A 25,924-nucleotide genomic window follows, 5' to 3' on the forward strand; every position below is an offset into this window, starting at 1 on the left:
TACCGGCCGGCCACCCCGACGTCCGAGGGGCGGGACCACCCCGCGCCGGGCTAGCGTGGAACGACGATGACCACCTCACTCGCCGACCACCTGCGGTCGCTGCCCGACGAGTCCCTGGCCGCGCTCCTCCAGCTGCGGCCGGACCTCGTCGTACCCGTGCCGGCCGACGTCTCCGCGCTCGCCACCCGGGCGCAGTCCCGCGTGTCGGTGGCCCGGGCGCTGGACGGGCTGGACCAGTTCACCCTCCAGATCCTGGACGCGGCCCGGCTCACCCGGGACCCGGCCGACGGCACGACCTCCACCGAGGCGGTTCTCGCCATGGCGACGGCCGGTCCGCGACCGCCCGCGCCGACCACCGTCCGGGGCGCGGTCGACCGGCTGCGCGCGCTCTTCCTGCTGTACGGGCCGGAGAACGCGCTCACCGTGGTGGCGAGCGTCGACGAGGTGTCCCCGTACCCGGCGGGGCTGGGACGGCCGGCCGCGGAGCTGGACCCGCGCACGGCCGCGCTCTGCGCGGACCCGGCGAAACTGCGGCGGACGCTGCTCGCCGCGCCGCCCTCGGCCCGGGCGATCCTGGACCGGCTGGCGGCCGGACCGCCGGTCGGCAGCGTGCCGCCCGGCGCGTTGCAGGCGCCGCCCCTCGGCGAGGAGGACGCGCTGCCGCCCGACCCGGTCAACGGCGGCGCGCCGACCGGTTCCCCGGTGCGCTGGCTCGTGGAGCACCGGCTGCTCGTGCCGATCTCGGCCGGGAGGTCCGGCTCGACGGGCACCGTCGAGCTGCCCCGCGAGATCGGGCTGCTGCTGCGCCGGGACAGCGGGCCGCTCGGGCCGCTGCGGACCAGCCCGCCGCCCGTGGCCTCCGCGCCCCGCGAACCCAAGGCGGTCGACTCGGCCGGGGCCGGGCAGACCATGGAGGTCGTACGGCACACCGAGGGGCTTCTCGAACAGCTGACCGCCGAACCGGCGCCGGTGCTCCGCTCCGGGGGCATCGGCGTCCGCGACCTGCGTCGCCTGGCCCGGACCGCCGGTCTGGACGAGCCGACCGCGGCGCTGCTGCTCGAGGTGGCGTACGCGGCCGGGCTCCTCGGCGAGCTGGAGCTGCCCAGCGCGAGCGGCCGGTACGGCGCCGACCAGCAGGTGCTGCCGACCGCGGGTTACGAGGTGTGGCGGTCCGCCTCGCTGGCCCAGCGCTGGGAACAGCTGGCCCGGGCGTGGCTCACGATGACCCGGCAGGTGGGGCTGGTCGGCCAGCGTGACGACCGGGACCGGCCCATCACGGTGCTCTCGCCCGAGGCGGAACGCGCGGGGGCGCCCGCCGCCCGGCGCGCGGTGCTCGGGGTGCTCGCCGACCTGGAGCCGGCGACCGCGCCGACCCCGGACGAGGTTCTGGAACTGCTCGACTGGCGCTCGCCGCGGCGCAGTCGCGGCCGGGAGGCGGCGCACCGGGAGGTGCTCGCCGAGGCCGCCCAGCTCGGGGTCACCGGGCTGGGTGCGCTCACCTCGTACGGGCGGCTGCTGCTGGCCGACGTGACCGACGCGGACGACCACCCGGAGGACCCGCTCGGGCTGCACGCCGACGCCGACAGCGAGGAGCCGTCGACGGCGGCGCGGGCCCTCGACGCGTTGCTGCCCGCCCCCGTGGACCACTTCCTCGTGCAGGCGGACCTGACGGTGGTGGTGCCGGGCCCGCCCGACCCGACGCTCGCCGCCGAACTGGACGCGGTGGCCGAGCCCGAGTCGGCGGGCGGAGCGAGCGTGCACCGGGTCACCACGGCGAGCGTGCGCCGGGCGCTGGACGCCGGCTACACGGCGGACGACCTGCACGCGCTGTTCCGGCGGCGGTCCCGGACCCCGGTGCCGCAGTCGCTCACGTACCTCGTGGACGACGTGGCGCGCAAGCACGGCGGCCTGCGGGCCGGGTCGGCCGGGGCGTACCTGCGCAGCGACGACGAGGCGCTGCTCGCCGAGGTCTTCGCCGACCGGCGGTTGGAGTCGCTGTCGCTGCGCCGGCTCGCGCCGACGGTGCTGGCCACGCCGTACCAGGTGGGGCGGCTGCTCGGGGCGCTGCGCGACGCCGGGTACGCCCCGGTGCCGGAGGACGCGAGCGGCGCGGCCGTGCTGTCCCGGCCGAGGGTCCGGCGGGCGCCGGCCCGGGTGTCGGTGGCGACCCGGACGCTGGACCCGCTGGCCGCGCCGAAGGTGCCGATGCCCCGGCTGCTCGGGGTCGTCGAGCAGATCCGGCGGGGCGACGCGGCGGCGCGGGCGGCACGGCGGGCTCCGGCCGCGGTCCGGGGCGGCGGGCGCGGCGCCACCGGGCCGGCGCCGGTGCAGGGCCACGCGGACGCTCTGGCGGTGCTCCAGCAGGCGGTACGCGACCGGGCGCTGGTCTGGGTCGGTTACGTCGACGCGCACGGGGCGACGGCGTCCCGACTCGTCAAGCCGGTCTCGATCGGGGCCGGCTACCTGCGGGCCGAGGACGAGCGGACGGAGATGCTGCACACCTTCGCCCTGCACCGCATCACCGCAGCAGTCCTGGCGGACTGACCCCGCACGCCCCGCAGGGACACCCGTCGATCTTGCACTTTCCGCGCTCGTTCTGCGGCTTTTATCCGCTATGTCGGGGCAGGAAGTGCAAGATCGCGGAGGAGGGGTGGGGTCAGCGGCGGCTGCGGCGTACGGTGCCGACGATCGAGACGACCAGCAGCAGCGTGAACGCGGTGCCGGCCGTCTCGCCGAGCGAGCTGACGAAGCCCTGTTGCAGCACCAGCCACCCGAAGAGGAACCAGCCGAACAGCAGCACCGCGGCGACCAGGTACGCGACCACGGTCCCCGTGGACACCTCGTCGGCCCGGTCGCCCTCGCCCATCACCTCACGGTCGACCGTCATGACCGCCTCCCCGTCCGGTGCGACGCCGGATGTCCAGCTTGGCACCGGCGCCGCCCGAGTGACAGGGGTGAAAACCCCGACGCCGCCTCAGGTGCCGGGACGCCGACCGACCAGCACCACCTTGCTGCCGACCTTGCCCAGCTCCCAGTAGCGGACGGCGTCGGCGTGCAGCAGGTTCACGCAGCCGTGCGAGCCGATCGACTTGTCGTGCAGGTACGTGGTGGTCTCGTGGAAGCCCATGCCCTGGGTGAAGTGCTGCCAGTAGGGCAGCCAGACCTCGTACGGGTCGGACCACTCCTTGATGTTGCGGTAGTTGATCCGGAAGGTGCCGGCGGGCGTCCGGTAGCCGGCCATCCCCGTCCGGGTCACCGTGGGCTTCACGATCACCTTGCCGTTGCGCATCACCCAGGTGGTCTGCCGGGTCAGGTCGACGCAGAACGTCAGCCCGGAACCGGCCTTGCAGCGGCTCGTGTCGGTGGTGGCGAGGCGCTTCGCCACGTCGTACGTCGTCGGCCCGGCGCGGCCCTGGGGCGGGCGGATGTCGTACCGCTTCTGGAACTTCTTGATGGCGGCGCAGTCGGCGGCCGACTGCCGGCCGTCGACGGTCACCCGGCCGAAGCCGCCGAGCTGCGCGAGGTACGTCTCCACGGCGCGCTGGTGCTCGCCCTGCGGGCAGCCGGCCGGCTTGGTGCTCGTGCTGTCGGGCGTCGGCGCGGTGCGCGTCGGCTTCGGCTTCGTCGCCCGGCTCGGCGTCGGCTTCGCGGGCGTCGGCGTGGTGGGCTTCGGCTTCGGTGTGGCGGCGCGCTGGTCCGGCCCGGGCGTACCGTTCGCCCCCGTTACCGTCTCCGCAGCGCCGACCGGGGCGGCTCCCCCGCCCCCACTCCCGCCGGCTTGCGGATCGAACGCACACGCACCGGCGCCGACCAGCGTGACCACCGCCAGGGCGACCAGCCGGGAGGTGATCCGGAGATGTCTCATGGGGCCTCCCGAGGGCAGCGGTCTCGCTGTTAGACGCATGGGGGTACGGGCATGGTTGCGCCCGATGCCCAATTTTTCTGCCGGCGTTCGGCCGCGTGCAACACTGGATGGTCGGCCTGCGGTGGGTCAGCCGCCGCCGACGGGGCACTCGACGGGCTCATCCGAGAGAGGACGCTGGCGTGAGCGGTGGACCACTGATCGTGCAGTCGGACAAGACCCTGCTGCTGGAGATCGACCACCCCGACGCGCAGGCGTGCCGGATGGCCATCGCCCCGTTCGCCGAGCTGGAACGCTCCCCGGAGCACGTGCACACCTACCGGTTGACCCCGCTCGGCCTGTGGAACGCCCGCGCTGCCGGCCACGACGCCGAGGGCGTCGTCGACGCGCTCATCAAGTACTCCCGCTACCCGGTGCCGCACGCGCTGCTGGTCGACGTGGCCGAGACGATGGACCGGTACGGCCGGCTCCAGCTCGTCAACGACCCGGTGCACGGCCTGGTGCTGCGGGCACTGGACCGGGTGGTGCTGGTCGAGGTCGCCAAGAGCAAGAAGCTCGCCGGCATGCTCGGCGCGAAGATCGACGACGACACGATCGCCGTGCACCCGTCCGAGCGGGGGCGGCTCAAGCAGGCGCTGCTGAAGCTCGGCTGGCCGGCCGAGGACCTGGCCGGGTACGTCGACGGCGAGGCGCACCCGATCGAGCTGGCCGAGGCCGGCAAGGACGGCCGGAAGCCGTGGACGCTGCGGTCGTACCAGCGGGAGGCCGTCGAGGCGTTCTGGGCCGGCGGCTCGGGCGTGGTGGTGCTGCCCTGCGGCGCCGGCAAGACGCTGGTCGGCGCGGCGGCGATGGCCGAGGCGAAGGCCACCACCCTGATCCTCGTGACGAACACGGTGGCGGGCCGGCAGTGGAAGCGCGAGCTGGTCGCCCGCACCTCGCTCACCGAGGACGAGATCGGCGAGTACTCGGGCGAGCGTAAGGAGATCCGCCCGGTCACCATCGCCACGTACCAGGTGCTCACGTCGCGGCGCGGCGGCGCGTTCACCCACCTCGACCTGTTCGGGGCCCGCGACTGGGGCCTGGTCATCTACGACGAGGTGCACCTGCTGCCCGCGCCGATCTTCCGGTTCACCGCGGACCTCCAGGCCCGCCGCCGGCTCGGCCTCACCGCCACGCTGGTCCGGGAGGACGGCCGCGAGGGCGACGTGTTCAGCCTGATCGGCCCGAAGCGGTACGACGCGCCGTGGAAGGACATCGAGGCGCAGGGCTGGATCGCGCCGGCCGAGTGCACCGAGGTACGCGTGACGCTGACCGACGCGGAGCGCATGGCGTACGCGACGGCGGAGGCCGAGGAGCGCTACCGGATGGCGTCCACCGCCCGGACGAAGCCGCCGGTGGTCAAGGCGCTGGTCGACCGGCACCCCGACGAGCAGGTGCTGGTGATCGGCGGGTACATCGACCAGCTGCACCAGCTCGGCGAGTACCTGGACGCGCCCATCGTGCAGGGCTCCACGACGAACAAGGAGCGGGAGCGGCTGTTCGACGCGTTCCGCTCCGGCGAGGTGCGCACGCTGGTCATCTCGAAGGTCGGGAACTTCTCCATCGACCTGCCCGAGGCGGCCGTGGCCATCCAGGTGTCGGGCACGTTCGGGTCGCGCCAGGAGGAGGCGCAGCGGCTCGGGCGGGTGCTACGCCCGAAGGCGGACGGCCGGCAGGCGCACTTCTACACGGTGGTGTCGCGGGACACGATCGACACCGAGTACGCCGCGCACCGGCAGCGCTTCCTGGCCGAGCAGGGGTACGCGTACACGATCGTCGACGCCGACGACGTCCTCGGCCCGACGCTGCCGTCGTTCGACTGACCGGCTCCGGCGCCGTGGCCGGACGGGACGACTTCGGGAACGCCGAACGCCGGCCCACCGACGTGGGCCGGCGTCCGCCTGCTGGGTGTCAGCAGAAGGTGTAGCCCTTCCCGCGCTTCTTCCAGGTGCAGCTGTCGATGAGGGTGCCGGACGGATTGCGCAGGTAGGCCTTGTCGCCGGTGTTGTTCCACACGTACCAGGAGCGTCCCCAGTAGCGGTGTCCGCTGGTGTTCTTGCCCTTGCCCGTGTGGATGTAGACGCTCTTGCCGGCGGCGAGCCGGAAGTTGGTGGAGAACTTGTAGGTGTAGCCCGTCTTGTCACGCAGCGTCCAGCCCTTGAGATTGAGGGTGGTGCTGCGCTTGTTGGTCAGCCGGACGTACTCGGCGTTCAGGCTGCTGTTGGATCCCCTGTCGCTGCCCGGCGAGTCGTAGTAGACCTTGGTGATCATGACCGCCGGGGCGGCCTGCGCCGGGGCGGCGACGGCCAGCGACCCGCCGACAGCGACGGCGAGCGCGGAGACGAACCCGATCAGCCTTCTCTTCACATGGTCCCCCTGATCACACAGTGGAGGCCGGCGTGAACCCGTCGCGCCGGCCGGATGCCCTGAGGCGAGAATGCAGGCCCGATCGTAGCCACGGGGACGCACCGGCCCGCTACCGTGAGTAGGCTGAGAACCGCTGGCCACCTGGACATCCGCGCACATCCGTCCGGCTTGACCGGTTGCCGGTCGTCGGAGCCGCCATCGGACAAGAGACGACGTACAGGTTGGCCAAGCCACCGGGCGAGGGTTGGGGTCAGGGTCAGACCGACCGGCGCCGAGCCGCGCTGTCAGCGCTTGTTGGACTCGGCGACGAACACGCCGCGACCCGGGCGGCCGACCAGCACGCCGTCCTTTCGCAGCCTCGCCACAGCACGGCTGATCGTGGACTGGGAGACGTCGTACTGGTCCGCCAGTGCGCGCCCCGACGGGAGCTGGGAGCCGGGCGGATAGGTCCCATCCTTGATCTTCTTCATGAGATCGGCGAGCAGCTCGTCCATTGTGGGCGGAATAGGCACGTCACGGCCCCTTGCAGTCGGTTGGCCCGCCCAGTATCGATCAACCGCCTCGGCACAGGCAACGCACGTAGTACCGGTGACATAAGTGGGTAGATGACTCGGAGACATGCTTGACATAGGTGACTCGGTGGCAATACCGTCGCTCTCGGTGATGCGGTGCCGCTGCGGTCGGTTGGCGCCTCTCGTACCGGTCTCGCATCGCCGCCGAGACCTCAACCCTCCGCGCTCCCCCGGCGCGGCCCTGCCGCCGCACCATCACACCGTCGCGGCAGGGCGGAGCGGCCTCCGCCGGCCACCACCGGCGGAGGCCGCTCCCACCACATGACGTGAAGGACGAAGGGCGGTCACCCGTGCGCAACCTGATCCGTCGGCTGGCAGGCCGGCGCCAGGAACCACGCTTCACAAGCGTCCCGGCACCCCTGCGGCCCTGGCACATCCGTGAGCGGCACTTCAACGTCCGGCGGCGCGGCCTCGATCCGGTCGAGATCCGCGCCTTCCTGCACCAGGTGGCCGACGAACTCACCGTCGCGCAGACCGCGCTGGCCGCCGTGCAGGAGGAGAACGTACGCATCAAGAACGCCCTGCGCGCCTGGCAGAGCGCCCAGTCGGCGAACCGCCGCTACCGATGAGCGACCGTTGGGTGATCCACGTGCCGGTCGCCGCGCCCGACCTGGTCCGCGCGCGGATCTTCGCCCGGACCGCCGCGCGGGTGCTGGCCCGGCTCAGCGTACGGGTCGAGCCGGGCGGGGTCACCGTGTCGGCCGAGGACCAGCAGGGCGTACGCCACTGGGTCTTCTGCGACCGCCCACTGCCCGGCGGCGCGCGGTGTGCCCTGCCGGTCGACCACACCGCGCCCTGCTCGCGGCGCGCGCCCTGGCGCGACCGGGCCTGAGTGGGTCCACGACGGCGGTACCGACCGCCGGGCACAAGGAAGGGTTGACGGGCCGCCGTGCCGCGGCCCGTCAACCCCGCAAGCCTTGGTCAGCTCTTGCCACCGCCGGCCCGGAAGGCGACCCAGGCGTCGCTCATCCGGTCCGCCTGGCCCGGCGTGAACATGTTCATGCACGAGTCCTGCGTGTAGTCCATGAAGTTGTGGATCGGGTCCAGCCCGGGCGCGGTGCAGGTGTCCGCCCCCACCGGGCAGTCGAACTGCGGTTGCGCCTCGCGCGGCGTGTCCGCGACGAAGTCACCGGACGCGGAGCACCCGTGCGCGAAGGTGTGCTCCAGCATCAGCCAGTGGCCGACCTCGTGGGTGAGCGTGTCACCGAGGGAGTACTTGCCGGCCGTGCCGCCCGGCATCGACTCGTCGAGCATCACCACGCCGTCGATGTAGTCGCGGCCGTTGTTGTAGCCCTTCGGGAAGTACGCCCAGCCGAGCAGCCCGCCGCCGATGTTCGCCGCGTACACGTTCAGGGTGCGGGCGTCGCCGGTGTACAGCGCCTTCTTCATGTCCCGCTCGTTCTTGCCGGGCACGACCGTGTACCAGTCGCTGTTCACCGTCCACGTGGTGTCGACCAGCTCGAAGCGGAACGGCGTGTCGGAGGCGTCCGGCGCGGTACGCCCGGCGAACGAGTCGTTCAGCACCTCCATCTGGTCCGCGATCATCGTCTTCCACCGGGCCGTCTCGGCCGCGGTGAGCGGGTGGTCGGAGATCATGTGGAAGACCGTGGGCACGGTGACGCTGCCGTTGGGCAGGCGCGGTGAGTCCTTGATGACCCCGTACGCGTTCGCCTCGTTCTTGGAGTACAGCTCCGGCTCCTGCGCGGTGGCGCCCTCGGCGACGCGGGCCGCGCTGTGCGCGTCGGCGCCCGGCTCACAGGCCGCGACGCCCGGGGAGACGGGCGCGGGGGCCGCGGCCACCGCACCGTAGGCGCCACCGGACGCCAGGAACGTCGCGGCGGAGGCGGTGAGGACCGCCAGTCGGAAGATCGGTCTCCTGTGCATCGGTGCACCTTTCAGGGAATGGAGAGCGGTGCGGAATCGACGCGGGGTTGCCATGACCAGATGTCGATGGCGTCGTCTTCCCGGTATGAGAACACGTCCGGCGGCACGACAACAGGCCCCCTGAGCAGGGCTCTTGCCGGTGTAACAGCATGCGGCGCGGGAGCGCTACTGACTAGGTGCCCTGGGCGCCCCGAGGCGGGCGGGCCTCGGGAATCCGCCGCGAACGAACGGTCCCGGGTGCGCGCTTGAGAGCTGGCGCCGTCAACGACTCAACTGGGACGATCCGGATAGGGCAGTCCGGCTCGCGTCCACCCTCCATACTTCCTGGCGGGGAGGACAGGATGCAGTCATCGGACTTGGTCAACGATGCGGAGCGCCGCCTGTGGGACAGTTTCGCCCGTGGCCGGGCGGTGGATCTGGGGAGCGGCAACCCTACGACTGAGGGTTTCGACCCCGATACCTGGTCGGAGGATCGGCAGGTGCGCGGCGAGGTCATCGCTCGCCTGCTCCTAGGGGCGCGGGAGAGGGATGCGGGGTATGTCGCGCGTGTCGTACTTGCCGGCGCCCGCATCGTTGGCGAGCTCGACATCAGCAACGGCCAGACCGACTGTGAACTGATCCTCGATCGCTGCTGGCTTGATCGTGCCCCGAACTTCAGCGGCGCGTCGTCGGGACCGGCAATATTCCAACGGTCGCGCTTGCCGGGGCTGGTTGCCTCCGACTGGCAGACCGGTGGCTCGGTGTCCTTCTACCAGAGCCACTGCCACGGGTTTCTGCGCATCAACGGAGCGCGCATCGGCGGCCGGGTCACCTTCAACGGAGCCACCCTTTCCAATCCGAACGGCATCGCGCTCGCCGCCGACGGACTGACGGCCGAGCAAGATCTGTTCTGCCGCGGTGGATTCAGCGCCACTGGCGAAGTACGGCTTGTCGGCGCGCGGATCGGTGGCCAGGTCGATTTTTCCGGCGCGACTCTGAACAACGCCGAGGGCATTGCCCTCGCCGCTGACGGCCTCGGGGTCGACCAGGGCATGTTCTGCACGGACGGGTTCACCGCAACGGGTCAGGTGCGCCTACTCAACGCACACATCCACGCCGAACTCTCTTTCTCGGGCGCCACTTTGGCCAGCCCCGAGGGCGTCGCCCTGAATGCCGACGGGCTGACCGTCGACCAGGACATGAGCTGCAGCGACGGGTTCAACGTGACGGGGGAAATACGGCTCGTTGGCGCGCATATCGGCAGCAGCCTAGACTTCAGCGGCGCCGCCCTGACCAACCCGGAGGGGCACGTTCTCAGCGCCGATCGGATCACCGTTAACGAGGGCATCTTCTGCACCGATGGCTTTACGACGAACGGCGAATTACGGTTTCCAGGCGCAAAAGTAGATGGGGCGCTCTACCTGAGCGGTGCCACCCTGACCAACCCCGGCCGCGTCGCTCTCAATGGGGATCAACTGACCCTTGGTCAAGGGATGTTCTGCACATCTGGCTTCACCGCCAAGGGGCGCGTGGGGCTCATCCACTCGCGAATAGCCGGAAGGCTCTCTTTCCACGACGCCACCCTGGTCAATCCCGGTCAGCTCGCCCTGGACCTGGAACGCATGGAATGTCCGTACGTGGAACTGCCGAGGCGCGTGGAGGGCTGGATTGATCTGACCGCTGCCCGCCTGGGCGTCCTCGACACGACGGATGAGCGGGAACAGCCCCCCATGCGCCTGACCGGACTGACCTACACCGACCTGGATCCAGACCCGGATCCGCCGGCAAAACAACGAATTGGCTGGCTGAACCGCGATCCCGCCGGCTTCCACCCCCAACCGTACGAGCAACTCGCGGCCTACTATCGCAGCATCGGTCACGATCGGGACGCCCGAAAGGTTCTGCTGGCGAAGCAACGCGTCCGTCGGCGGATCACCCCGAACATGCTTCGAGTGAGGGGATTCCTACGTCCGGTGGTCGCGACGGCTTGGCGCACTCCAGGGTGGCTCATCGATGCCCTGTCCGGCTATGGGTACGTGCCGTGGCGGGCCTTCTGCTGGCTACTGGCCGCGATCACTACCGGGGCAGCGCTCCTACACGACGTCGCCCCGACAACACCCACCGGCGATTCCCGTCTCAACGCCCTGCTCCTCGCCCTCGATGCCACCGTCCCCACCGGGCCGTTCGGCATCCGCGAGAACGTCACCCTCACCGGGACCAATTTCGGGGTCGCCTTTGGCTTACAGGTACTCGGTTACGCCCTTGTGCTCGCAGTACTACCCGCCGTCAGCCGCGCCCTCAGCCGCAGCGAGCGATAATCCCGGTGCACACGGACCAAGCGGCGATCAGCCCTCGCACATGAGGGCGTCGACCGGGCCGGCGAGCGGTAGCCGTCAGCCCCACAGGGCCGCGACCGCGTCCGCGTGCGCCCTGCCGACCGCCCGGCCCGCCTCGGCGGACGGCGCCCGGGTCGCGGGCGACAGCGCGTTGGTGCCGAACGCGTCCACGGACGCCTGGTCGGCGCTGACCACGTGGACCCTGGCCGGCGCGAGCGCGGCGATCTCGTCGTCGAGGCTGCCCCACGGCTGCGGCGTGCCCTCGAGGACGGGCTGGATGACGAACACCCGTTCGGCGCCCGCGGCCAGGTCGGCGTTGGTCATGGACCGCACCCCGCCGTCGACGTAACGGCGGTCACCGATCGCGACGGGCGGCCAGATGCCGGGCACCGCGCAGCTCGCGGCCACCGCGTCGCGCAGGCTCACGCCGGACCGGCGGGTGAAGATCGCGACCTCGCCGGTCTCCGCATCGACGGCCGGCAGGCGTACGTCCCGTCCCGGCCACTCCTTCACCGGAAGCCGGGCGTCGATCGCGCCGAGCCGTACGGCCGGCTCCACGGTCTTCGCGGCCAACGCGAGCGCGCCCAGCCGGCGGCGCGCCTCCTGCGGGTCGGACACGCCGCCGAGCACCGCGCCGTACTCGGCGAACAGCTTCTCCGTGTCGACGTCGACCTCGATCTCGGCGGTCTCGGGGCGCAGCTGCGCCGCGTACAGCTCGTCCAGCGGGACGCCGCTGGTGATCTGCGCGGCCACGGACGAGCCCGCGGAGGTGCCCACGACCAGGTCGGCGGCGATGACGCGCTCGGCGAGCGCGGGATCCGCGTCGGCGATTCCCCGCAGGACGCCCAGTTCCCAGGCGATGCCGGCCACCCCGCCGCCGGCCAGCACGAGTGCGCTGCTCATGCCGTCAGCCTTCCACCGTGACGAGCGTCCAGGAAGATCACGATCGTGTGACCTGCGCGTCGTGACCGCCCGTCCACCCCGTCCACACTGGCCCGCCCGTCGGGCCTGCCCGGCCTACAGCACCCGGGTGACCTGCTCGGCGGCGATCCGGGTGTCGAGCGTCGACCGGTCGAGGTTCGCGCACACCACCACGGACGCGCCGACGGAGAGCGGGGCGAGCAGCCACTTCAGCGGCTGCTCGTGCTCGGCGGCGTCGACCAGCAGCCGGTCACCGGCGCGCAGGTCCCACATCTGGGCCATCTCCCGCGCGAGCCCGCCCCACTCGCCGTACGTGGTGCCGTCCGGGGTCGCCGCGTCGGACGAGCGGATGGCCGTGTAGTGGGGGACGGCATCGCCGTGCCGGAGCACCTCGGTGGACCAGTCCAACCAGCCCACCGGCACGCCGGCCAGCGGCCCGGGCTTCGTGCCGACGAGGTAGCGGTGCGTCCCGTCCGGCACGTCCTCCAGCCAGTCGTCGAGGCGTTCCGGGGTCACGAACACCGCGTCGTACGGCATGTCGCCACCCGGCTCCAGCACCGCCAGCCCGGCGGTGGCCCGCGGCCGGAACGACACCGCCAGGCCGAGCGACCAGGCGCCCAGCAGCACGGCGGCCGTACGCCAGTGTGGCGGCAACAGCACGGCGACCCGGTCGCCGGCGGCCAGCCGGCAGCCGTCCCGCAGCAGTCCGGCGCTGCGCGCCGCCCACTCACCGAGCTGGTGCGCGGTCAGGTCGACCCGCTCCCCGGTCGCGTCGTCGAGGTAGGTGAACAGCGCGCGGTCGACCTCGCGCGGCGCGTGGGCCGCCACGGTCACGGGGGTGCTGGCGGTCATCGGGCGTTCCTCCCTGCCGGTCCGTCCCACCATAGTCACCGGCGCGCCGGCCGGTGTGCAGTCACCGGGCGCGGCAGACGAGGTCCACGAGGAGCGCCAACCGCCGCTGCTGCTCCGCACGCCGGAGCCGCCCACTGCGCATGAGCGTCACGAGGCCGTGCAGGCCGGCCCAGAACGTTTCGGTGAACGTCTCCAGGTCGTCGTCGCCGGCGAACGGCCGCAGGGTCTCGGTCAGCTCGGCGAACCCCCGGGCCAGGTCGACCGGGGTCTCCTGACTGGCGAACCGCAGGTCGACGTTGAGGGTGAACATCGCGTCGTAGAGCGCGGGCCGCCGCTCGGCGAACGCCGAGTAGGCCGCCGCGACGCCGGCCACCGCCTGCCGCTCGTCGGCGGCGCGGAGGCGGGCCTTGGCCAGCTCCCGGGCCAGGTCGGCAGTCCGTCGACTGTGGTCACGCGGTCCGTCGCCGACGGCGTCAGGGGTGGCGCAGCAGGTAGCGGGCGCGGCGGCCCGCGTCGGCGAAGCCCAACCGGCGGTACAGGGCGGCCGCGGGGTTGTCGTCGTTCACGCAGAGCCAGGCGTCCCGCACCCCGTCGGCGGCCAGCGACCGGAGGGCGCCCGCCACGAGGTACGCCCCGAGCCGCCGGCCCCGCCACGCCGGGACGACGCCGACCTGGTCGATCCAGTTGTCGATGACGTTGACGAACCCGACGGCCGTGCCGTCGGGGCCGCGCGCGATGAGCGACAGGTCCGGCCGGTACCCGTCGTCGTCGCGCAGGTCGCCCAGCCACTCGCCGGCGTCCCGCTCCTCGAAGCCCGGGCGGTCGGCGAAGGACGCCCGGTAGGTGGCGAACAGCTCCGGCCCGGCCTCCCAGGTCACCGGCTCGGTGCGGATGCCGGCGGGCGTCGCCACGTCGGGGAGGGCGGCGAGGTCGTGCCGCAGCACCCACTCGACGAACGTGCGGTTGAAGCCGCGCCCGGTGAGCAGCGCCTCCCCGGCCGGGCTCCACGTCTCGGTGGTCACCAGCAGGTCGGCGGCGCCGGCCTGCTCGCCGGCCCAGCCCAGCAGCCGTCCGCCGAGGCCCCGCCCGCGCCAGTCGGGGTGCACGACGCCGGTCGCGGTGGCCGGCCGGCGGTCGGTCCCGACGCCGACGGCCGCCACCGGTACGCCGTCGTGCCAGGCGGCGAGCGTACGGCTCTGGAGCAGCCGCGCCCGCAGCAGCCGCGGCGTGGCGAACAGCGGCAGCCCTCCGTCGGCGGCGAGGCACGCCTCGGCCAGCGTGGTGAGCGCCGGGAGGTCGTCCTCGCCGCACGCGCTCCAGGTGAGGGTGTCGATGGTGTCCACCGTCGTCCTTCGTCCGGGGGCCGGGTCCGGCGCACAGTAGGCGTCGCGACCGGCGGCGGTGTCAACCGGATTCAGGGGTTGGGCAGCTCGGGACCGCCGTCGAGGATCGGGGCGAGCAGGTCGCCGGACTTCGCCACCCGCCTGAGCACCTCGTCGGCCGTGTACGGCTTCGTGGCGGGCCGCTTCCCGGCCGCGCCCGCCTCCACCTCGTCCCAGGTCAGCGGCGTCGACACCGACGGCACCGACTGGGCCCGCAGCGAGTACGGCGCGACCGTCGTCTTCGCCGCGTTGTTCTGGCTCCAGTCGATGAAGACCTTGCCGGGCCGCAGGTTCTTGGCCATCTTCGACACGATCAGCTTCGGGTGGGCCCGCTCCAGCTCCTGCGCGATCCGCTTGGCGTACGCGGAGACGTCGTCGGAGGACTGGGTGCCGGCGATCGGGCAGCAGAGCTGCATCCCCTTCTTGCCGGACGTCTTCGGGTAGCTGTCGATGCCGTCGGCGGCCAGCCGGTCCCGCATCAGCAGCGCCACCTGGCAGCACTGCCTCAGCGCGGCCGGGGCCCCCGGGTCGAGGTCGACCACCATCATGTCGGGGTGCTCGCCGACCTTCCACTGCGGCGTGTGCAGCTCCAGCGCCGCGAGGTTGGCGAGCCACACGAGGGTGGGCAGGTCGTCGGCCACCACGTAGTCGATCGTCTCCCGCCCCTTGCTCGACCCGGGCGCGGGCAGGTTCTCCGTACGCACCCAGTCCGGCGTGGCCGCCGGGGCGTTCTTCTCGAAGAACGAGCCCCCGTCGACGCCGTTCGGGTAGCGGATCCGGGTCAGCGCCCGGTCCCGCAGGTGCGGCAGGAGCACCGGGGCGATCCGGGTGTAGTAGTCGATCACCTCGCCCTTGGTGAACCCGGCGGCCGGGTAGAGCACCTTGTCCAGGTTGGACAGCTCCAGCGAGCGGCCCTCGACGTCCACCCGGAACCGGTCAGCCGGCATCGTCGACCTCCTCGGGCGGTTTGTCCGGTCGCAGCCGCAGCACCCGGGGGAACCGCAGCCGCCCGTCCGGCGTGCGCTGGCCGTACTTCACCTCCACCACGACCCGGGGTGTTACCCAGATCGCGCCCCGGGCATCCTCGCGCGGCACGTCCCCGGCGAACGGGGAGGCCGGCGCTCGCAGCGGCTCCAGCTCGGCGAGGAGCTGGCGCTCGATGGCCGCGCCGATCCCGCCGCCGACCCGGCCCCGGTAGGTCAGCCGGCCGTCGGGGCGGGGCACCCCGACCAGCAGCCCACCGATCTTCCGCGCGCCCGGCCGCCACCCGCCGACCACGAAGTCGCCGGTCACCTCGAGCTTGACCTTCACCCAGTCGGGGGAGCGCACGCCGGGCCGGTAGACCGACCCGAGCCGCTTGGCCATCACCCCCTCCAGGCCGTTCTCGCCGGCGGCCGCGTAGGTGGCCCGGCCGTCGGCGAAGGTCGGGGGTACGGCCCACCGCGCGCCGCCCAGGCCGAGGCCGTCGAGGGCCTCGCGCCGGCGTTCGTACGGCCAGCCGGTCAGGTCGTCGCCGTCGAGGCGGAGCAGGTCGAAGATCATGTACGTGACGGGGATGACCGCCGCGAGCCGGGCGGCCTTGTTCCGGTCCCGCACGTGCATCCGCTCGGCGAGCGCCGTGAACGAGGGCTGCCCGGTCTCGCCGAGGAGCACCACCTCCCCGTCGAGCAGCGCGTCGGCCACCTGGTCGCGGAGGGTGGCGAGTTCCGGGTACGCCGCGGTGATCTCCACGCCCGACCGCGCGTACAGGTGCTGCTGGCCGCCGGAGATGTCGGCGAGCGCGCGCACGCCGTCCCACTTGAACTCGTACGCCCAGCCGTCACCCGCCGGGAGCTGCCCGGTCGTCGCGAGCATCGGCTTCACAGGCGCGCCGGGCACCTCCTGACTGTAGTTCGCGGCGGAAGTCCTCGCGCCCGCTTCGATCCTTTGCGATCCTGATCTGTACCGGGGAGAGGAGCCGACATGCGGGCCATCTGGAAGGGAGCGGTCTCGTTCGGGCTGGTCTCGATCGCGGTCAAGCTCTACTCGGCCACCGAGGAGAAGGACATCCGCTTCCACCAGGTGCACCGGGAGGACGGCGGACGGATCCGCTACAAGCGCACCTGCTCGGTCTGCGGCGAGGAGGTGAGCTACGACGACATCGCCAAGGGGTACGACATCGGCGGCGGCGAGATGGTGATCCTCACCGACGAGGACTTCGCCGAGCTGCCGCTGAGCACGTCGCACGCGATCGACGTGCTGGAGTTCGTACCGGCCGAGCAGGTCGACCCGATCCTCTACAACAAGGCCTACTTCCTCGAACCGGAGGGCACGGCCACCAAGCCGTACGTCCTGCTGCGCGACGCGCTGCTCGACTCCGAGCGGGTGGCCATCGTGAAGGTGGCGCTGCGCCAGCGCGAACAGCTCGCCACGCTGCGCGTACGCGAGGGCGTGCTGCTGCTCAACACCATGCTGTGGCCCGACGAGGTGCGCAAACCCGACTTCGGCTTCCTCGACGAGGACCTCAAGGTGCGCCCGCCCGAGCTGGCGATGGCCAGTTCCCTGATCGACTCGATGACCGGCGACTTCGAGCCGGACGCGTTCACCGACGACTACCGGGCCGCGTTGCAGGAGGTCATCGACGCGAAGGTCGAGGGCCGTGAGGTCGTCCAGCCGGAGGAGGTCGAGGAGGCCCCGCCCGCGGCCGTCGACCTCATGGCCGCGCTGAAGGCGTCCGTGGAGCGGGCCCGGGCGGCCCGCGGCGAGCCGGCGGGCGGGGGCGCCGCCGAGCCGACCCCGATCTCCGCGGCCCGGTCGGCGCAGAAGAAGGCGGCCGAGAAGAAGGCCACCGCGGAGAAGAAGGCCGCGAAGGCGCCCGCGAAGAAGGCCGCCGAGAAGAAGGCCGCGCCCAAGAAGACGGCGGCCAAGAAGGCCGCCCCGAAGAAGGCCGCCGAGAAGAAGACCACCGAGAAGAAGGCCGCGCCGAAGAAGGCCGCCCGCAAGACCGCCTGAGGGCGGCCTCCTCGCGTACGCGGTGGTGGCCGGTCGCCTCGCCGGGCCGGCTCAGCCCCGGCCGAGCTTCTGCGTCGGCGTGACCCGGACGATCACCCGCACCTCGCCGGGCCGCCGGAACGGGTAGGTGTCCTGGCCGAGGTACTTCTTCGCGAGCTGGTCGATGTGCGCGTCGGCACCCTCCGTCACCAGTTCGGCGGTGCCCTTCACCCACAGCGTGCGGAAGTCGTCCGCCCGGTCGGAAACCGAGATCGACACCCGCGGGTCGCGCCGCAGGTTCTCGTACTTCACCCGGCCGGCGACGGTGTTGAACAGGATGTGCTCGCCGTCGGTGTCGATCCAGACGGGCGTGACGTGCGGACTGCCGTCCTCCTCGATGGTGGCCACGTGGGCGAGCTGCGGCTCGCGCAGCAGCGCGAGGTCTTCGTCGGTGAGGATCTGCATGGCCGGAATCTACCGGGACGTCCGGGCGCCGTGCCCGGTTCCCCGCCCGGTCCGTGTTTGCCTTGACGTCGGCGGCAAGGTCTAGCGTTCGGCGTGACGCCGGCGGCGAGGGAGGTTCCAATGTTGATCGGCGAGCTTGCGGAGCGCGCCGGCACGACCACCCGGGCCCTGCGCTACTACGAGACGCAGGGGCTGGTGCGGCCGGCCCGATCGGCCAGCGGCTACCGGGTCTACGACGAGGCGGAGCTGCGGGTCGTCCGCGAGATCCGGTCACTGCTCGCGGTGGGGTTCGGGCTCGACGACATCCGGCCGTTCGTGGCCTGCCTGCGCGCCGGCAACACCTCCGGGCACGTCTGCCCGGATTCGGTCGCCGTGCTGCGCCGGAAGCTCGCCGAGGTCGACGCCGGCATCGAGCGGCTGCACGCCGTCCGCCAGGAGCTGCGGGAGCAGCTCGCCCACGCCATCGCCCAGCGGGAGGAAACATGTCTCAGGTTGCGCCACACGCGCTGACCGCCGTCACCGACGGCACCTTCGCGAGCACCGTGCTGGCCGCGGACCGACCCGTGGTGGTCGACGTGTGGACGGAGTGGTGCCCGCCCTGCCACGCCATCTCGCGCAGCCTCGCCGAGCTGGCCGAGGAGTTCGCGGGCCGGCTCACCATCGTCACCGTCAACTCCGACGAGAACCCGGAGGTCACCCGGCGCTACCGGGTGCTGTCGTTGCCGACCCTCCTGGTGTTCCGGCACGGTGAGCTGGTCGACTCGCTCGTCGGCGCCCGGCCGAAGGCCCATCTGCGGCAGGCGCTGGCCCGCTGCGTCGGGGAGTGACGTAGCCGGTTTCCGCGATCGCGGCGTTGCGGGGGTGGCCACATCGGGCGTCCGGGCGGGTACCGTGTGCGTCGGCTGTCCCCCCGGCACGCGCTGCCGGCCACCCACCTCTTCAGGGAGTCGACGAGTGAGCGAGCGGACCCAGAACCGGGCTAAGTCGGAGCGGCGGTTGGCCGCCCAGTTGGCCGCGCAGAAGGAGGCCGAGGCGAAGCGCCGCCGCCAGGCGTGGCTCGGCGGTCTGGCCGGCCTCGCCGTGGTCGCCGTGCTGATCACCGTCTTCGTGATCGTCGGTCAGGGTGGTGACGACGACGCGGCTCCGCAGGCGGACGCCACCCCGTCCGCGAGTGCCCCGGCCGACCAGCCCGCCGCCGCCCCCAGCCCGCAGCTGCCCGAGGGCGCCGACCCGGCGCTCGGCACCAAGCCGACCGTCACCGCCGGCACCGGCGAGCTGAAGAAGCTGACCGTGACGCCGCTGATCAAGGGCACCGGCCCGGCGGTCAAGGCCGGCCAGACGATCACCACGAACTACGTGGGCGTGCTCTACAAGGACGGCCAGGAGTTCGACTCGTCGTGGTCGCGTGGCGAGCCGGCCAGCTTCCCGATCGGCGTCGGGCAGGTCATCAAGGGCTGGGACCAGGGCCTCGTGGGCGTCACCGTGGGCAGCCGCGTGCAGATCGACATCCCCGCCGACCTGGCGTACGGCGAGAACCCCCAGGGCGGTGCGCCGGCCGGCCCGCTGCGCTTCGTCGTGGACGTGCTGGCCGCTCAGTGAGCCACCGGTTCGTCCCGGTCCGTCACCGCTTGGCGATGCAGTTGCCCACAGAGGGCTTCCAGCTCGTTACGCACGTCCAGTAGGTTCCGGGTCACCCTGGGCCGCCGCGCCCGGGGTGTCCCGGAATCGACGCGGAGGTGCACGTGACGGCGCTGGACGGCCTTGGGCGGACCGCCCGGCTGATGTGGACACACTTCGAACCGGTACACGCCGTCACCTACTTCCACCCGCGAGCCCGCGCCGCCTACGAGGCGGCCGGGCTCCGCGGCTACTGGCGCGGCTACTTCGCCGGGCGCGCCGCCCCGCTCGGCGCCGTCGACGCCGCCCCGGTGACCGCGGCGTTCTTCAGCTTCGCCCCGCCCATGGTGAGCCGCGCGCTGCCGGCCGTCTGGCGGCTGGCCACCCCGGCGGAGGCGCTGCGCGCCCGGCTCACCGGCGCGGTGCAGGCCCTCGCCGAGCTGACCTACGAGCTGCCCGAGACGCACCTCGTCGAGGCCGCCGACCTGCTGGACGAGGCCGCCGGCGCGGTGGAGACCGCCGGTCGGGTGCTGGGCGCGGCGAACGCGGCGCTCCCCGCCGGCGAGTACCCGCTGGCCCGGCTGTGGCAGGCCGCCACCACCCTGCGCGAGCACCGGGGCGACGGGCACGTCGCCGCGCTGGTGGCCGCCGACCTCGACCCCGTGGAGACGCTGGCCTGGCGGGTCGCGGTGGACATGCCGGCGCACAACCTGCTCGGCCGCGGCTGGACCGAGGAGGAGTGGAAGGCCGCGCGGGAGCGGCTGACCGTCCGTGGCTGGCTCGCCCCGGACGGGGAGCCCACCGAGCGCGGGCGGGCCGGCTTCCAGGCCGTCGAGGACGCCACGGACACCGCGGCGGCCCGCCCCTGGCGCCTGCTCGGCACGGACCGTGCGGACCGGCTGCGCGACCTGCTCTACCCGATCGCCCGCGCCTGCCACACGGTCATCCCGCCCGACAGCCCCATCGGCCTGCCCGCCCTGCCCGCCTGAGCAAGCCGCGGAGCACGACTGCGGGCGGTGCGGGAAGGAGCCGGAGCGCCCGCCCGCCGTTCCGGCCCTGCCGCCGTACCGGCCGCCCATCGGGCAGGATGGGCACGTGGTGGATGCGGTGATCTTCGACCTGGACGGCGTGATCGTGGACTCCGAGCCGGTCTGGGAGGAGGTCCGGCGGGCGTACGTGGCGACGCACGGCGGCACCTGGCAGCCGGACAGCCAGCGCCGGCTCATGGGGATGAGCACCGGCGAGTGGGCCCGTTACCTCAGCGACGAGCTGGGCGTCGACCGCACGGCCGAGCAGGTGGCCACCGAGGTGGTCGACGAGATGACCCGGCGGTACGCGGCCCGCGTACCCCTCATCGACGACGCCGACCAGGTGGTGCGCCGGATGGCCGCGCGGTGGCCGCTGGGGCTCGCCAGCTCGTCACCGACCCGGCTGATCGCCGCGACGCTGGCCGCGACCGGCCTGACCGACGTGTTCCGCGCGACGCTCTCCACCGAGGAGACGGCGCGCGGCAAGCCGGCGCCGGACGTCTACCTCGCCGTGGCGGAGCGGCTGGGGATCGAGCCGGCACGCTGCGCCGCCGTCGAGGACTCCTCCAACGGCGTACGCTCGGCGGCCGCCGCCGGGATGCGGGTGGTGGCGGTGCCGCACGGCGCGTACCCCCTGGACCCGGACGCCGCGCAGCTCGCCGCCGTGACCCTCGGGGCGATCGACGAGCTGACCCCCGAGGTGGTGGGGCGGCTCGGCTGAACGGCCACCCCGGGCGTCCCGACCGGCCTACGGTCGGTGACATGAGGGCAGTGGTGTACCAGGGGCCGCGCGACGTCACGGTGACCGAGGTCGAGGACCCGCGCATCGAGCACCCGAACGACGTCATAGTCAAGATCACGACCACGGCGATCTGCGGTTCGGACCTGCACATGTACGAGGGCCGCACGGCCGCCGAGCCGGGCATCGTCTTCGGCCACGAGAACATGGGCGTCATCGTCGAGACCGGCCCGGGCGTCGTGAGTCTGCGTACCGGCGACCGGGTCTCCATGCCGTTCAACGTGGCCTGCGGCTTCTGCCGCAACTGCCGGGAGGGCAAGACCGGCTTCTGCCTCACGGTGAACCCGGGCTTCGCGGGCGGCGCCTACGGCTACGTGTCGATGGGGCCCTACCGGGGCGGGCAGGCGGAGTACCTGCGGGTGCCGTTCGCCGACTTCAACTGCCTGAAGCTGCCGCCCGGGACGGAGCACGAGAACGACTTCGCGATGCTCGCCGACATCTTCCCCACGGGCTACCACGGCGTGGCGATGACCGGGCTGCTCCCGGGCGAGAACATCACGGTCATGGGTGGTGGGCCGGTCGGCCTGATGGCGGCGTACTCCGCGATCATCATGGGGGCGGCCCAGGTCTTCGTGGTGGACCGGGTGCCGGACCGGCTCCGCCTGGCCGAGTCCATCGGCGCGATCCCCGTCGACTTCAGCAAGGGCGACCCGGTGGAGCAGATCCGGGAGCGGACGGACGGGGTCGGCACCGACAAGGGCGTGGACGCGGTGGGCTACCAGGCGTCCGCGCCGAGCGGCGAGGAGCAGCCGGCGCTGGTGCTGAACACACTGGTCGACGTGGTGCGCGCGACGGGCACGATCGGCGTGATCGGGCTGTACCTGGCGGAGGACCCGGGCGCGCCGGACCCGCACTCGGGCCGTGGTGAGCTGCTGTTCAAGGTCGGGAAGTTCTTCGAGAAGGGCCTGCGGATGGGCACCGGGCAGGCCAACGTCAAGGCGTACAACGAGCACCTGCGGAACCTCATCGTGGCCGGGCGGGCGACGCCGAGCTTCGTGGTCAGCAAGGAACTGCCGCTGGACGCGGCGCCGGAGGCGTACGAGCGCTTCGACCGGCGCGAGGAGGGCTACTCGAAGGTCGTGCTCAAGCCCGCCGCGTGAGCGGACTCCCGCCGCCAGCCGCCGCCGACCGGGTCGTACGGTGGGGGCGGCCGGAATGATCGGTGGGCGCCCGGGTAGGGCGGACGGGGACACCGGGAGGAGACATCGATGAAGGCGATCGTGTACGAGCGGACCGGTGACCCGTCCGTGCTCCAGCTGGTCGAGCGGCCGGTGCCCGAGCCGGGGCCCGGCGAGGTGCTGGTCCGGCTGGCCGTGTCCGGTGTGAACCCCACCGACTGGAAGGCGCGGCGGCTCTGGCCGATGCCGCCCGAGGGATGGCAGATCCCGGGGCAGGACGGGGCCGGCGTCATCGAGGCGGTCGGCGAGGGCGTCGACCAGATCCTCATCGGCGAGCGGGTCTGGCTGTGGGAGGCCGCCTGGCAGCGGCCGTGGGGCACCGCAACCGAGTACACGGTGGTGCCGGTGCGGCACGCGGTGAGCCTCGGCAGCGCCTCGTTCGACCTGGGCGCCTGCCTCGGCATTCCGTTCCTCACCGCGCACCGCTGCCTCACGGCCGGCGAGTACATGCCCGAGCGGCTGCACGCCGGCGCGCTGAGCGACCACACCGTGCTGGTCCAGGGCGGGGCGGGCGCCGTCGGCAACGCGGCGATCCAGCTCGCCCGCTGGGCGGACGCCTGCGTGGTCGCCACGGTGAGCAGTGCGGAGAAGGCGCAGCTCGCGGCGGCCGCGGGCGCCTCCTACGTCATCAACTACCGGGAACAGGACGTGGTCGAGGAGGTCCGCAAGATCGCGCCCGACGGGGTGCACACGATCGTCGAGGTGGCCCCGGCCGCCAACGCGGCCGTCGACGCGCAGATCCTGCACAACGGTGGCGCGGTCTGCGTCTACGCCGACGAGGGCGGCAGCGACGTCACGATCCCCGTCCGGCCGTCGATGATGCCGAACGCCCGGTGGCAGTTCGTGCTCGTCTACACGGAGCCGAAGGCCGCCAAGGCGCAGGCCATCGTGGACGTGTCCGCGGCGGTCGCCCAGGGCGCCGTCCGGGTGGGCGAGGAGGCGGGGCTGCCGCTGCACCACCACCCGCTCACCGCGACCGCCGCCGCCCACCAGGCGGTGGAGAACGGGGTGGTCGGCAAGGTGCTGATCACCACGAGCGAAGGGTGACGCCGGGCGCAGCGGATCCCACCAGGAGATTTCGCCGTCATCGGGACAGAGGCGAACAACTTTCGCAATAATGGTCGTGCGGGTCGCCCCGCAGAGAAGGGGCGGCCCCGGCGCGGTGCGAACGCCGGGGCCGCCCTCGGGGAGGTAGGTCTCGGGAGGAGCTCTCCTACCCGTACAGGCGTCAGCCCGCGGGGAAACGTTACGGGGCGGTCAGCTCTCGCACGGTGAGTTTTCCCTCCGCGTACCGCGAACGGACGACCTTCTTGTCGAACTTGCCGACGCTCGTCTTCGGCACCGCGTCGATGAAGGCCCACCGCTCCGGCAGCTGCCAGCGGGCCACCGAGGCGGACAGGAAGTCCCGCAGCTCCTCGACGGTCACCGAGGCGCCCTCGCGGACCACGACCGTCGCCAGCGGCCGCTCGTCCCAGCGCTCGTCCGGCACACCGACCACACAGGCCTCCAGCACGGCCGGGTGCGCCATCAGGGCGTTCTCCAGCTCCACCGACGAGATCCACTCACCGCCGGACTTGATGACGTCCTTCGCCCGGTCGGTGAGCGTGATGAAACCGTCCGGTGAGAGCGTCCCCACGTCGCCCGTACGCAGCCAGCCGTCGCGGAACTTATCCTCGTCCGGCGTCTCGTCGCCCACGTACCGTGCGGTCACCCACGGCCCGCGGACCTCGAGTTCCCCCACGGACGTGCCGTCGGCGGGCAGCGGCTCCCCCGCCGGCCCGACGATGCGCGCCTCCACACCGGCCGGCACCCGGCCCTGCGTGTAGCGGTAACGCCACGCCTCCTCGGCCGTCAGCCCGGCCGGCGGCCGGGACACCGACCCCAGCGGCGACATCTCCGTCATCCCCCAGGCGTGGATGACCTCGATGCCGTGCCGCTCGGCGAACGCGTGCATGAGCGCCGGCGGGCAGGCCGAGCCGCCCACGATGACCTCCTTCAGCGAGGAGGTGTCCACCTCGTGACCGTCCAGGTAGGCCAGCAGGTCGGTCCAGATGGTCGGCACCGCGCCCGCCAGGGTGGGCCGCTCGGCGGCGATCATCTCGGCGATCGGCGCGGCCTGGAGGAAGCGGTCCGGCATGATCAGCGAGGCGCCGGAGATGAAGGCCGCGTACGGCAGCCCCCAGGACATCGCGTGGAACATCGGCACGATGGCCAACTCCCGGTCGCCGGGGCCGAGCCCGAAGCCCTCCGGCATGCACACCTGGAGGGAGTGCAGGTAGATCGAGCGGTGCGAGTACGCGACGCCCTTCGGGTTGCCCGTCGTCCCCGAGGTGTAGCAGAGCGCGGCGGCGTCCCGCTCGTCCACCTGCGGCCAGTCGTACGTCTCGGGCCGGCCCGCGACCAGGTCGTCCCAACGGTGCACGGTGATCCGGTCGCCGGCCGCGTCCACCAGCGGGGCGGGATCGCCACCGCCGACCACCACCACGTGCCGGACCGTCGTCATCGCCCCGATCGCCCGCGCCAGCAGCGGGATCAGCGTGGTGTCGACCAGCACCACCCGGTCCTCGGCGTGGTTGGCGATGTAGGCGACCTGGTCCGGGAAGAGGCGGATGTTCAGGGTGTGCAGCACAGCGCCCATGCTGGGCACCGCGAAGTACGCGACCAGGTGCTCGTTGTTGTTCCACATGAACGTGGCCACCCGCTCGTCGCCGGTCACGCCGCACTCGGCGCGCAACCCGTGGGCCAGCCTCGCGGCGGCCCGGCCGACCTCGGCGTACGACATCCGGCGCGGTTCCGCGCCGGTCCACGTGACCACCTCGGCGGTGCCGTGCACGGTGGAGCCGTGATCGAGGATCCGGGAGACCTGGAGAGGGGCGTCCATCATCGTGCTCCGCATGGGTGACAAGCTAGTGGCGCCGGTCACACCTTGGGAACCCCGGAAACCCCGTCGCCCCGGGCCGTGCCTCGTAGATTGTCCGGGTGAGCATCTCCTGGGCCGATTCGTACGTGGGGCAACTGCGCGCGCTGGCCGGGGACCGGACGCTGATGTTCGTCGGTGCCCGCGCGGTGGTGCGTGACAACGCGGGGCGCGTCCTGCTGATCCGCCGGTCGGACAACGGCCAGTGGGCGATGCCCGCCGGCGCCATGGAGCTGGGCGAGTCGATCGCCGACTGCGCAGTCCGCGAGGTACGCGAGGAGACCGGGCTGCGGGCGCTGCGGGTGAGCGCCTTCGCCCTCTACACCGGCCCGGACCGCACGCACACCAACATGTACGGGCACACGTACCAGATCTTCACGACGGCCTTCCGGGTCGAGGAGTGGGACGGGACGCTTTCCCGGGTGACCGACGAGACCACCGACGCCGGCTTCTTCCACCGCGACCAGTTCCCGGGGCCGCTCTCCCCCTCGGTGCCCGAGACCCTGGCCGACCTCGACGTCTTCGAACAGACGAACCGGCTCATCCTGAAGTGAGCCCTCCGCCCGCGCGACGGGGCGTGGCTGAGCGGCCGGCTGTGGCACGCCCCGCCGTTCAACCGGGGGCGGCCGACAGATCGCCCGGGCGGGCCGGGGCGGAGGCCGACCGATCGCCCGGGCGGGCCGGGGCGGAGGCCGACCGATCGCCCGGGCCGGGTACGGCCGGCCTCCGTCCCGGCGGGCGAGGCCGGCCCGGCCC

The 25,924-nt window shown here is 72.6% G+C and carries 27 protein-coding genes; 14 read left to right on the top strand and 13 right to left on the bottom strand.

Annotated features, from left to right (window positions below):
- The first annotated feature begins 66 nt into the window (after positions 1–66).
- Positions 67–2,544, top strand: coding sequence for a helicase-associated domain-containing protein (locus OG994_RS22370; protein ID WP_328850870.1), 2,478 nt, complete (start codon positions 67–69; stop codon positions 2,542–2,544).
- Between the two features lie 112 nt (positions 2,545–2,656).
- On the opposite strand, the gene OG994_RS22375 is transcribed toward OG994_RS22370, so the two are convergent.
- Both OG994_RS22375 and OG994_RS22380 read right to left on the bottom strand, forming a co-directional pair.
- Positions 2,657–2,887, bottom strand: coding sequence for a hypothetical protein (locus OG994_RS22375; protein ID WP_120327877.1), 231 nt, complete (start codon positions 2,885–2,887; stop codon positions 2,657–2,659).
- Between the two features lie 87 nt (positions 2,888–2,974).
- Complete coding sequence (locus tag OG994_RS22380) at positions 2,975–3,865, bottom strand: L,D-transpeptidase family protein (RefSeq protein ID WP_328850871.1); 891 nt, start codon at positions 3,863–3,865, stop codon at positions 2,975–2,977.
- Between the two features lie 179 nt (positions 3,866–4,044).
- Between OG994_RS22380 and OG994_RS22385 the strand changes: the two genes are divergently transcribed.
- Positions 4,045–5,724 carry a DNA repair helicase XPB gene (locus OG994_RS22385; RefSeq protein ID WP_328850872.1) on the top strand — a complete coding sequence of 560 codons (1,680 nt, stop codon included), beginning with the start codon at positions 4,045–4,047 and terminating at the stop codon, positions 5,722–5,724.
- A gap of 88 nt (positions 5,725–5,812) precedes the next feature.
- On the opposite strand, the gene OG994_RS22390 is transcribed toward OG994_RS22385, so the two are convergent.
- Positions 5,813–6,268 carry a lamin tail domain-containing protein gene (locus OG994_RS22390; protein WP_328850873.1) on the bottom strand — a complete coding sequence of 152 codons (456 nt, stop codon included), beginning with the start codon at positions 6,266–6,268 and terminating at the stop codon, positions 5,813–5,815.
- A gap of 284 nt (positions 6,269–6,552) precedes the next feature.
- The gene (locus OG994_RS22395; RefSeq protein WP_328850874.1) at positions 6,553–6,762 is read right to left on the bottom strand and encodes a winged helix-turn-helix domain-containing protein; all 210 of its coding nucleotides are present in this window, start codon (positions 6,760–6,762) and stop codon (positions 6,553–6,555) included.
- 368 nt (positions 6,763–7,130) lie between these two features.
- Between OG994_RS22395 and OG994_RS22400 the strand changes: the two genes are divergently transcribed.
- The gene (locus tag OG994_RS22400; RefSeq protein WP_120327881.1) at positions 7,131–7,409 is read left to right on the top strand and encodes a DivIVA domain-containing protein; all 279 of its coding nucleotides are present in this window, start codon (positions 7,131–7,133) and stop codon (positions 7,407–7,409) included.
- A complete protein-coding gene (locus tag OG994_RS22405) occupies positions 7,406–7,672 on the top strand; it encodes a hypothetical protein (protein ID WP_120327882.1) in 267 nt (88 codons plus the stop codon). The genes OG994_RS22400 and OG994_RS22405 overlap by 4 nt, the downstream gene beginning before the upstream one ends.
- Before the next feature lie 89 nt (positions 7,673–7,761).
- Here the strand turns inward: OG994_RS22405 and OG994_RS22410 are convergent, their stop codons facing one another.
- The gene (locus OG994_RS22410; RefSeq protein ID WP_328850875.1) at positions 7,762–8,724 is read right to left on the bottom strand and encodes a zinc metalloprotease; all 963 of its coding nucleotides are present in this window, start codon (positions 8,722–8,724) and stop codon (positions 7,762–7,764) included.
- Positions 8,725–9,065: 341 nt separating this feature from the next.
- On the opposite strand from OG994_RS22410, the gene OG994_RS22415 reads away from it, so the two are divergent.
- Entirely contained in the window at positions 9,066–11,021 is a 1,956-nt protein-coding gene (locus tag OG994_RS22415) for a hypothetical protein (RefSeq protein WP_328850876.1), read from the top strand.
- A 75-nt stretch (positions 11,022–11,096) separates the two neighbouring features.
- Here OG994_RS22415 and OG994_RS22420 read toward each other — a convergent pair whose 3' ends face one another.
- The 6 genes from OG994_RS22420 to ligD (OG994_RS22445) all read right to left on the bottom strand — a co-directional run bounded on the left by OG994_RS22420 (position 11,097) and on the right by ligD (OG994_RS22445) (position 16,072).
- Positions 11,097–11,942, bottom strand: coding sequence for a patatin-like phospholipase family protein (locus OG994_RS22420; protein WP_328850877.1), 846 nt, complete (start codon positions 11,940–11,942; stop codon positions 11,097–11,099).
- Between the two features lie 114 nt (positions 11,943–12,056).
- Positions 12,057–12,812 (bottom strand): TIGR03089 family protein, encoded by a 756-nt coding sequence (locus OG994_RS22425; protein ID WP_120327887.1) that lies wholly within the window; start codon positions 12,810–12,812, stop codon positions 12,057–12,059.
- A gap of 61 nt (positions 12,813–12,873) precedes the next feature.
- Positions 12,874–13,185, bottom strand: a complete 312-nt coding sequence (locus tag OG994_RS22430) for a TetR-like C-terminal domain-containing protein (RefSeq protein WP_328850878.1) — start codon at positions 13,183–13,185, stop codon at positions 12,874–12,876.
- A gap of 100 nt (positions 13,186–13,285) precedes the next feature.
- Positions 13,286–14,155 carry a GNAT family N-acetyltransferase gene (locus OG994_RS22435; protein ID WP_328850879.1) on the bottom strand — a complete coding sequence of 290 codons (870 nt, stop codon included), beginning with the start codon at positions 14,153–14,155 and terminating at the stop codon, positions 13,286–13,288.
- A 71-nt stretch (positions 14,156–14,226) separates the two neighbouring features.
- Positions 14,227–15,141 (bottom strand): non-homologous end-joining DNA ligase, encoded by a 915-nt coding sequence (gene ligD / locus OG994_RS22440; RefSeq protein ID WP_328850880.1) that lies wholly within the window; start codon positions 15,139–15,141, stop codon positions 14,227–14,229.
- Positions 15,131–16,072: a non-homologous end-joining DNA ligase gene (ligD, locus tag OG994_RS22445; RefSeq protein WP_328850881.1), complete on the bottom strand. Its 942-nt coding sequence runs from the start codon at positions 16,070–16,072 to the stop codon at positions 15,131–15,133. Before ligD (OG994_RS22445) ends, ligD (OG994_RS22440) begins: the two co-directional genes overlap by 11 nt.
- Positions 16,073–16,156: 84 nt before the next feature.
- On the opposite strand from ligD (OG994_RS22445), the gene ku reads away from it, so the two are divergent.
- Positions 16,157–17,185: a non-homologous end joining protein Ku gene (ku, locus tag OG994_RS22450; protein WP_120327892.1), complete on the top strand. Its 1,029-nt coding sequence runs from the start codon at positions 16,157–16,159 to the stop codon at positions 17,183–17,185.
- Positions 17,186–17,236: 51 nt separating this feature from the next.
- On the opposite strand, the gene OG994_RS22455 is transcribed toward ku, so the two are convergent.
- The gene (locus OG994_RS22455) at positions 17,237–17,629 is read right to left on the bottom strand and encodes a PPOX class F420-dependent oxidoreductase (protein WP_120327893.1); all 393 of its coding nucleotides are present in this window, start codon (positions 17,627–17,629) and stop codon (positions 17,237–17,239) included.
- A 120-nt stretch (positions 17,630–17,749) separates the two neighbouring features.
- On the opposite strand from OG994_RS22455, the gene OG994_RS22460 reads away from it, so the two are divergent.
- From OG994_RS22460 to OG994_RS22490, 7 genes are all read left to right on the top strand, one after another.
- Positions 17,750–18,139 carry a MerR family transcriptional regulator gene (locus OG994_RS22460; RefSeq protein WP_328850882.1) on the top strand — a complete coding sequence of 130 codons (390 nt, stop codon included), beginning with the start codon at positions 17,750–17,752 and terminating at the stop codon, positions 18,137–18,139.
- A complete protein-coding gene (locus tag OG994_RS22465) occupies positions 18,112–18,456 on the top strand; it encodes a thioredoxin family protein (protein ID WP_328850883.1) in 345 nt (114 codons plus the stop codon). Before OG994_RS22460 ends, OG994_RS22465 begins: the two co-directional genes overlap by 28 nt.
- A 127-nt stretch (positions 18,457–18,583) precedes the next feature.
- Positions 18,584–19,228, top strand: a complete 645-nt coding sequence (locus OG994_RS22470) for an FKBP-type peptidyl-prolyl cis-trans isomerase (RefSeq protein ID WP_120327896.1) — start codon at positions 18,584–18,586, stop codon at positions 19,226–19,228.
- Between the two features lie 182 nt (positions 19,229–19,410).
- On the top strand, positions 19,411–20,235 hold the full coding sequence (locus tag OG994_RS22475) for an SCO6745 family protein (RefSeq protein ID WP_328853766.1): 825 nt from the start codon (positions 19,411–19,413) through the stop codon (positions 20,233–20,235).
- Between the two features lie 106 nt (positions 20,236–20,341).
- Positions 20,342–20,995, top strand: coding sequence for an HAD family hydrolase (locus OG994_RS22480; protein ID WP_328850884.1), 654 nt, complete (start codon positions 20,342–20,344; stop codon positions 20,993–20,995).
- A gap of 41 nt (positions 20,996–21,036) precedes the next feature.
- Positions 21,037–22,173, top strand: coding sequence for a glutathione-independent formaldehyde dehydrogenase (locus OG994_RS22485; RefSeq protein WP_328850885.1), 1,137 nt, complete (start codon positions 21,037–21,039; stop codon positions 22,171–22,173).
- A 108-nt stretch (positions 22,174–22,281) separates the two neighbouring features.
- Positions 22,282–23,298, top strand: a complete 1,017-nt coding sequence (locus tag OG994_RS22490; protein ID WP_328850886.1) for an NADPH:quinone reductase — start codon at positions 22,282–22,284, stop codon at positions 23,296–23,298.
- A 199-nt stretch (positions 23,299–23,497) separates the two neighbouring features.
- Here the strand turns inward: OG994_RS22490 and OG994_RS22495 are convergent, their stop codons facing one another.
- Positions 23,498–25,132 (bottom strand): fatty acid--CoA ligase, encoded by a 1,635-nt coding sequence (locus OG994_RS22495; RefSeq protein WP_328853767.1) that lies wholly within the window; start codon positions 25,130–25,132, stop codon positions 23,498–23,500.
- Positions 25,133–25,230: 98 nt separating this feature from the next.
- On the opposite strand from OG994_RS22495, the gene OG994_RS22500 reads away from it, so the two are divergent.
- On the top strand, positions 25,231–25,722 hold the full coding sequence (locus OG994_RS22500; protein WP_120327901.1) for an NUDIX domain-containing protein: 492 nt from the start codon (positions 25,231–25,233) through the stop codon (positions 25,720–25,722).
- Positions 25,723–25,924 lie beyond the last annotated feature (202 nt).

It is taken from the genome of Micromonospora globbae (assembly GCF_036184225.1).
Taxonomy (GTDB): Bacteria; Actinomycetota; Actinomycetes; order Mycobacteriales; family Micromonosporaceae; genus Micromonospora; species Micromonospora globbae.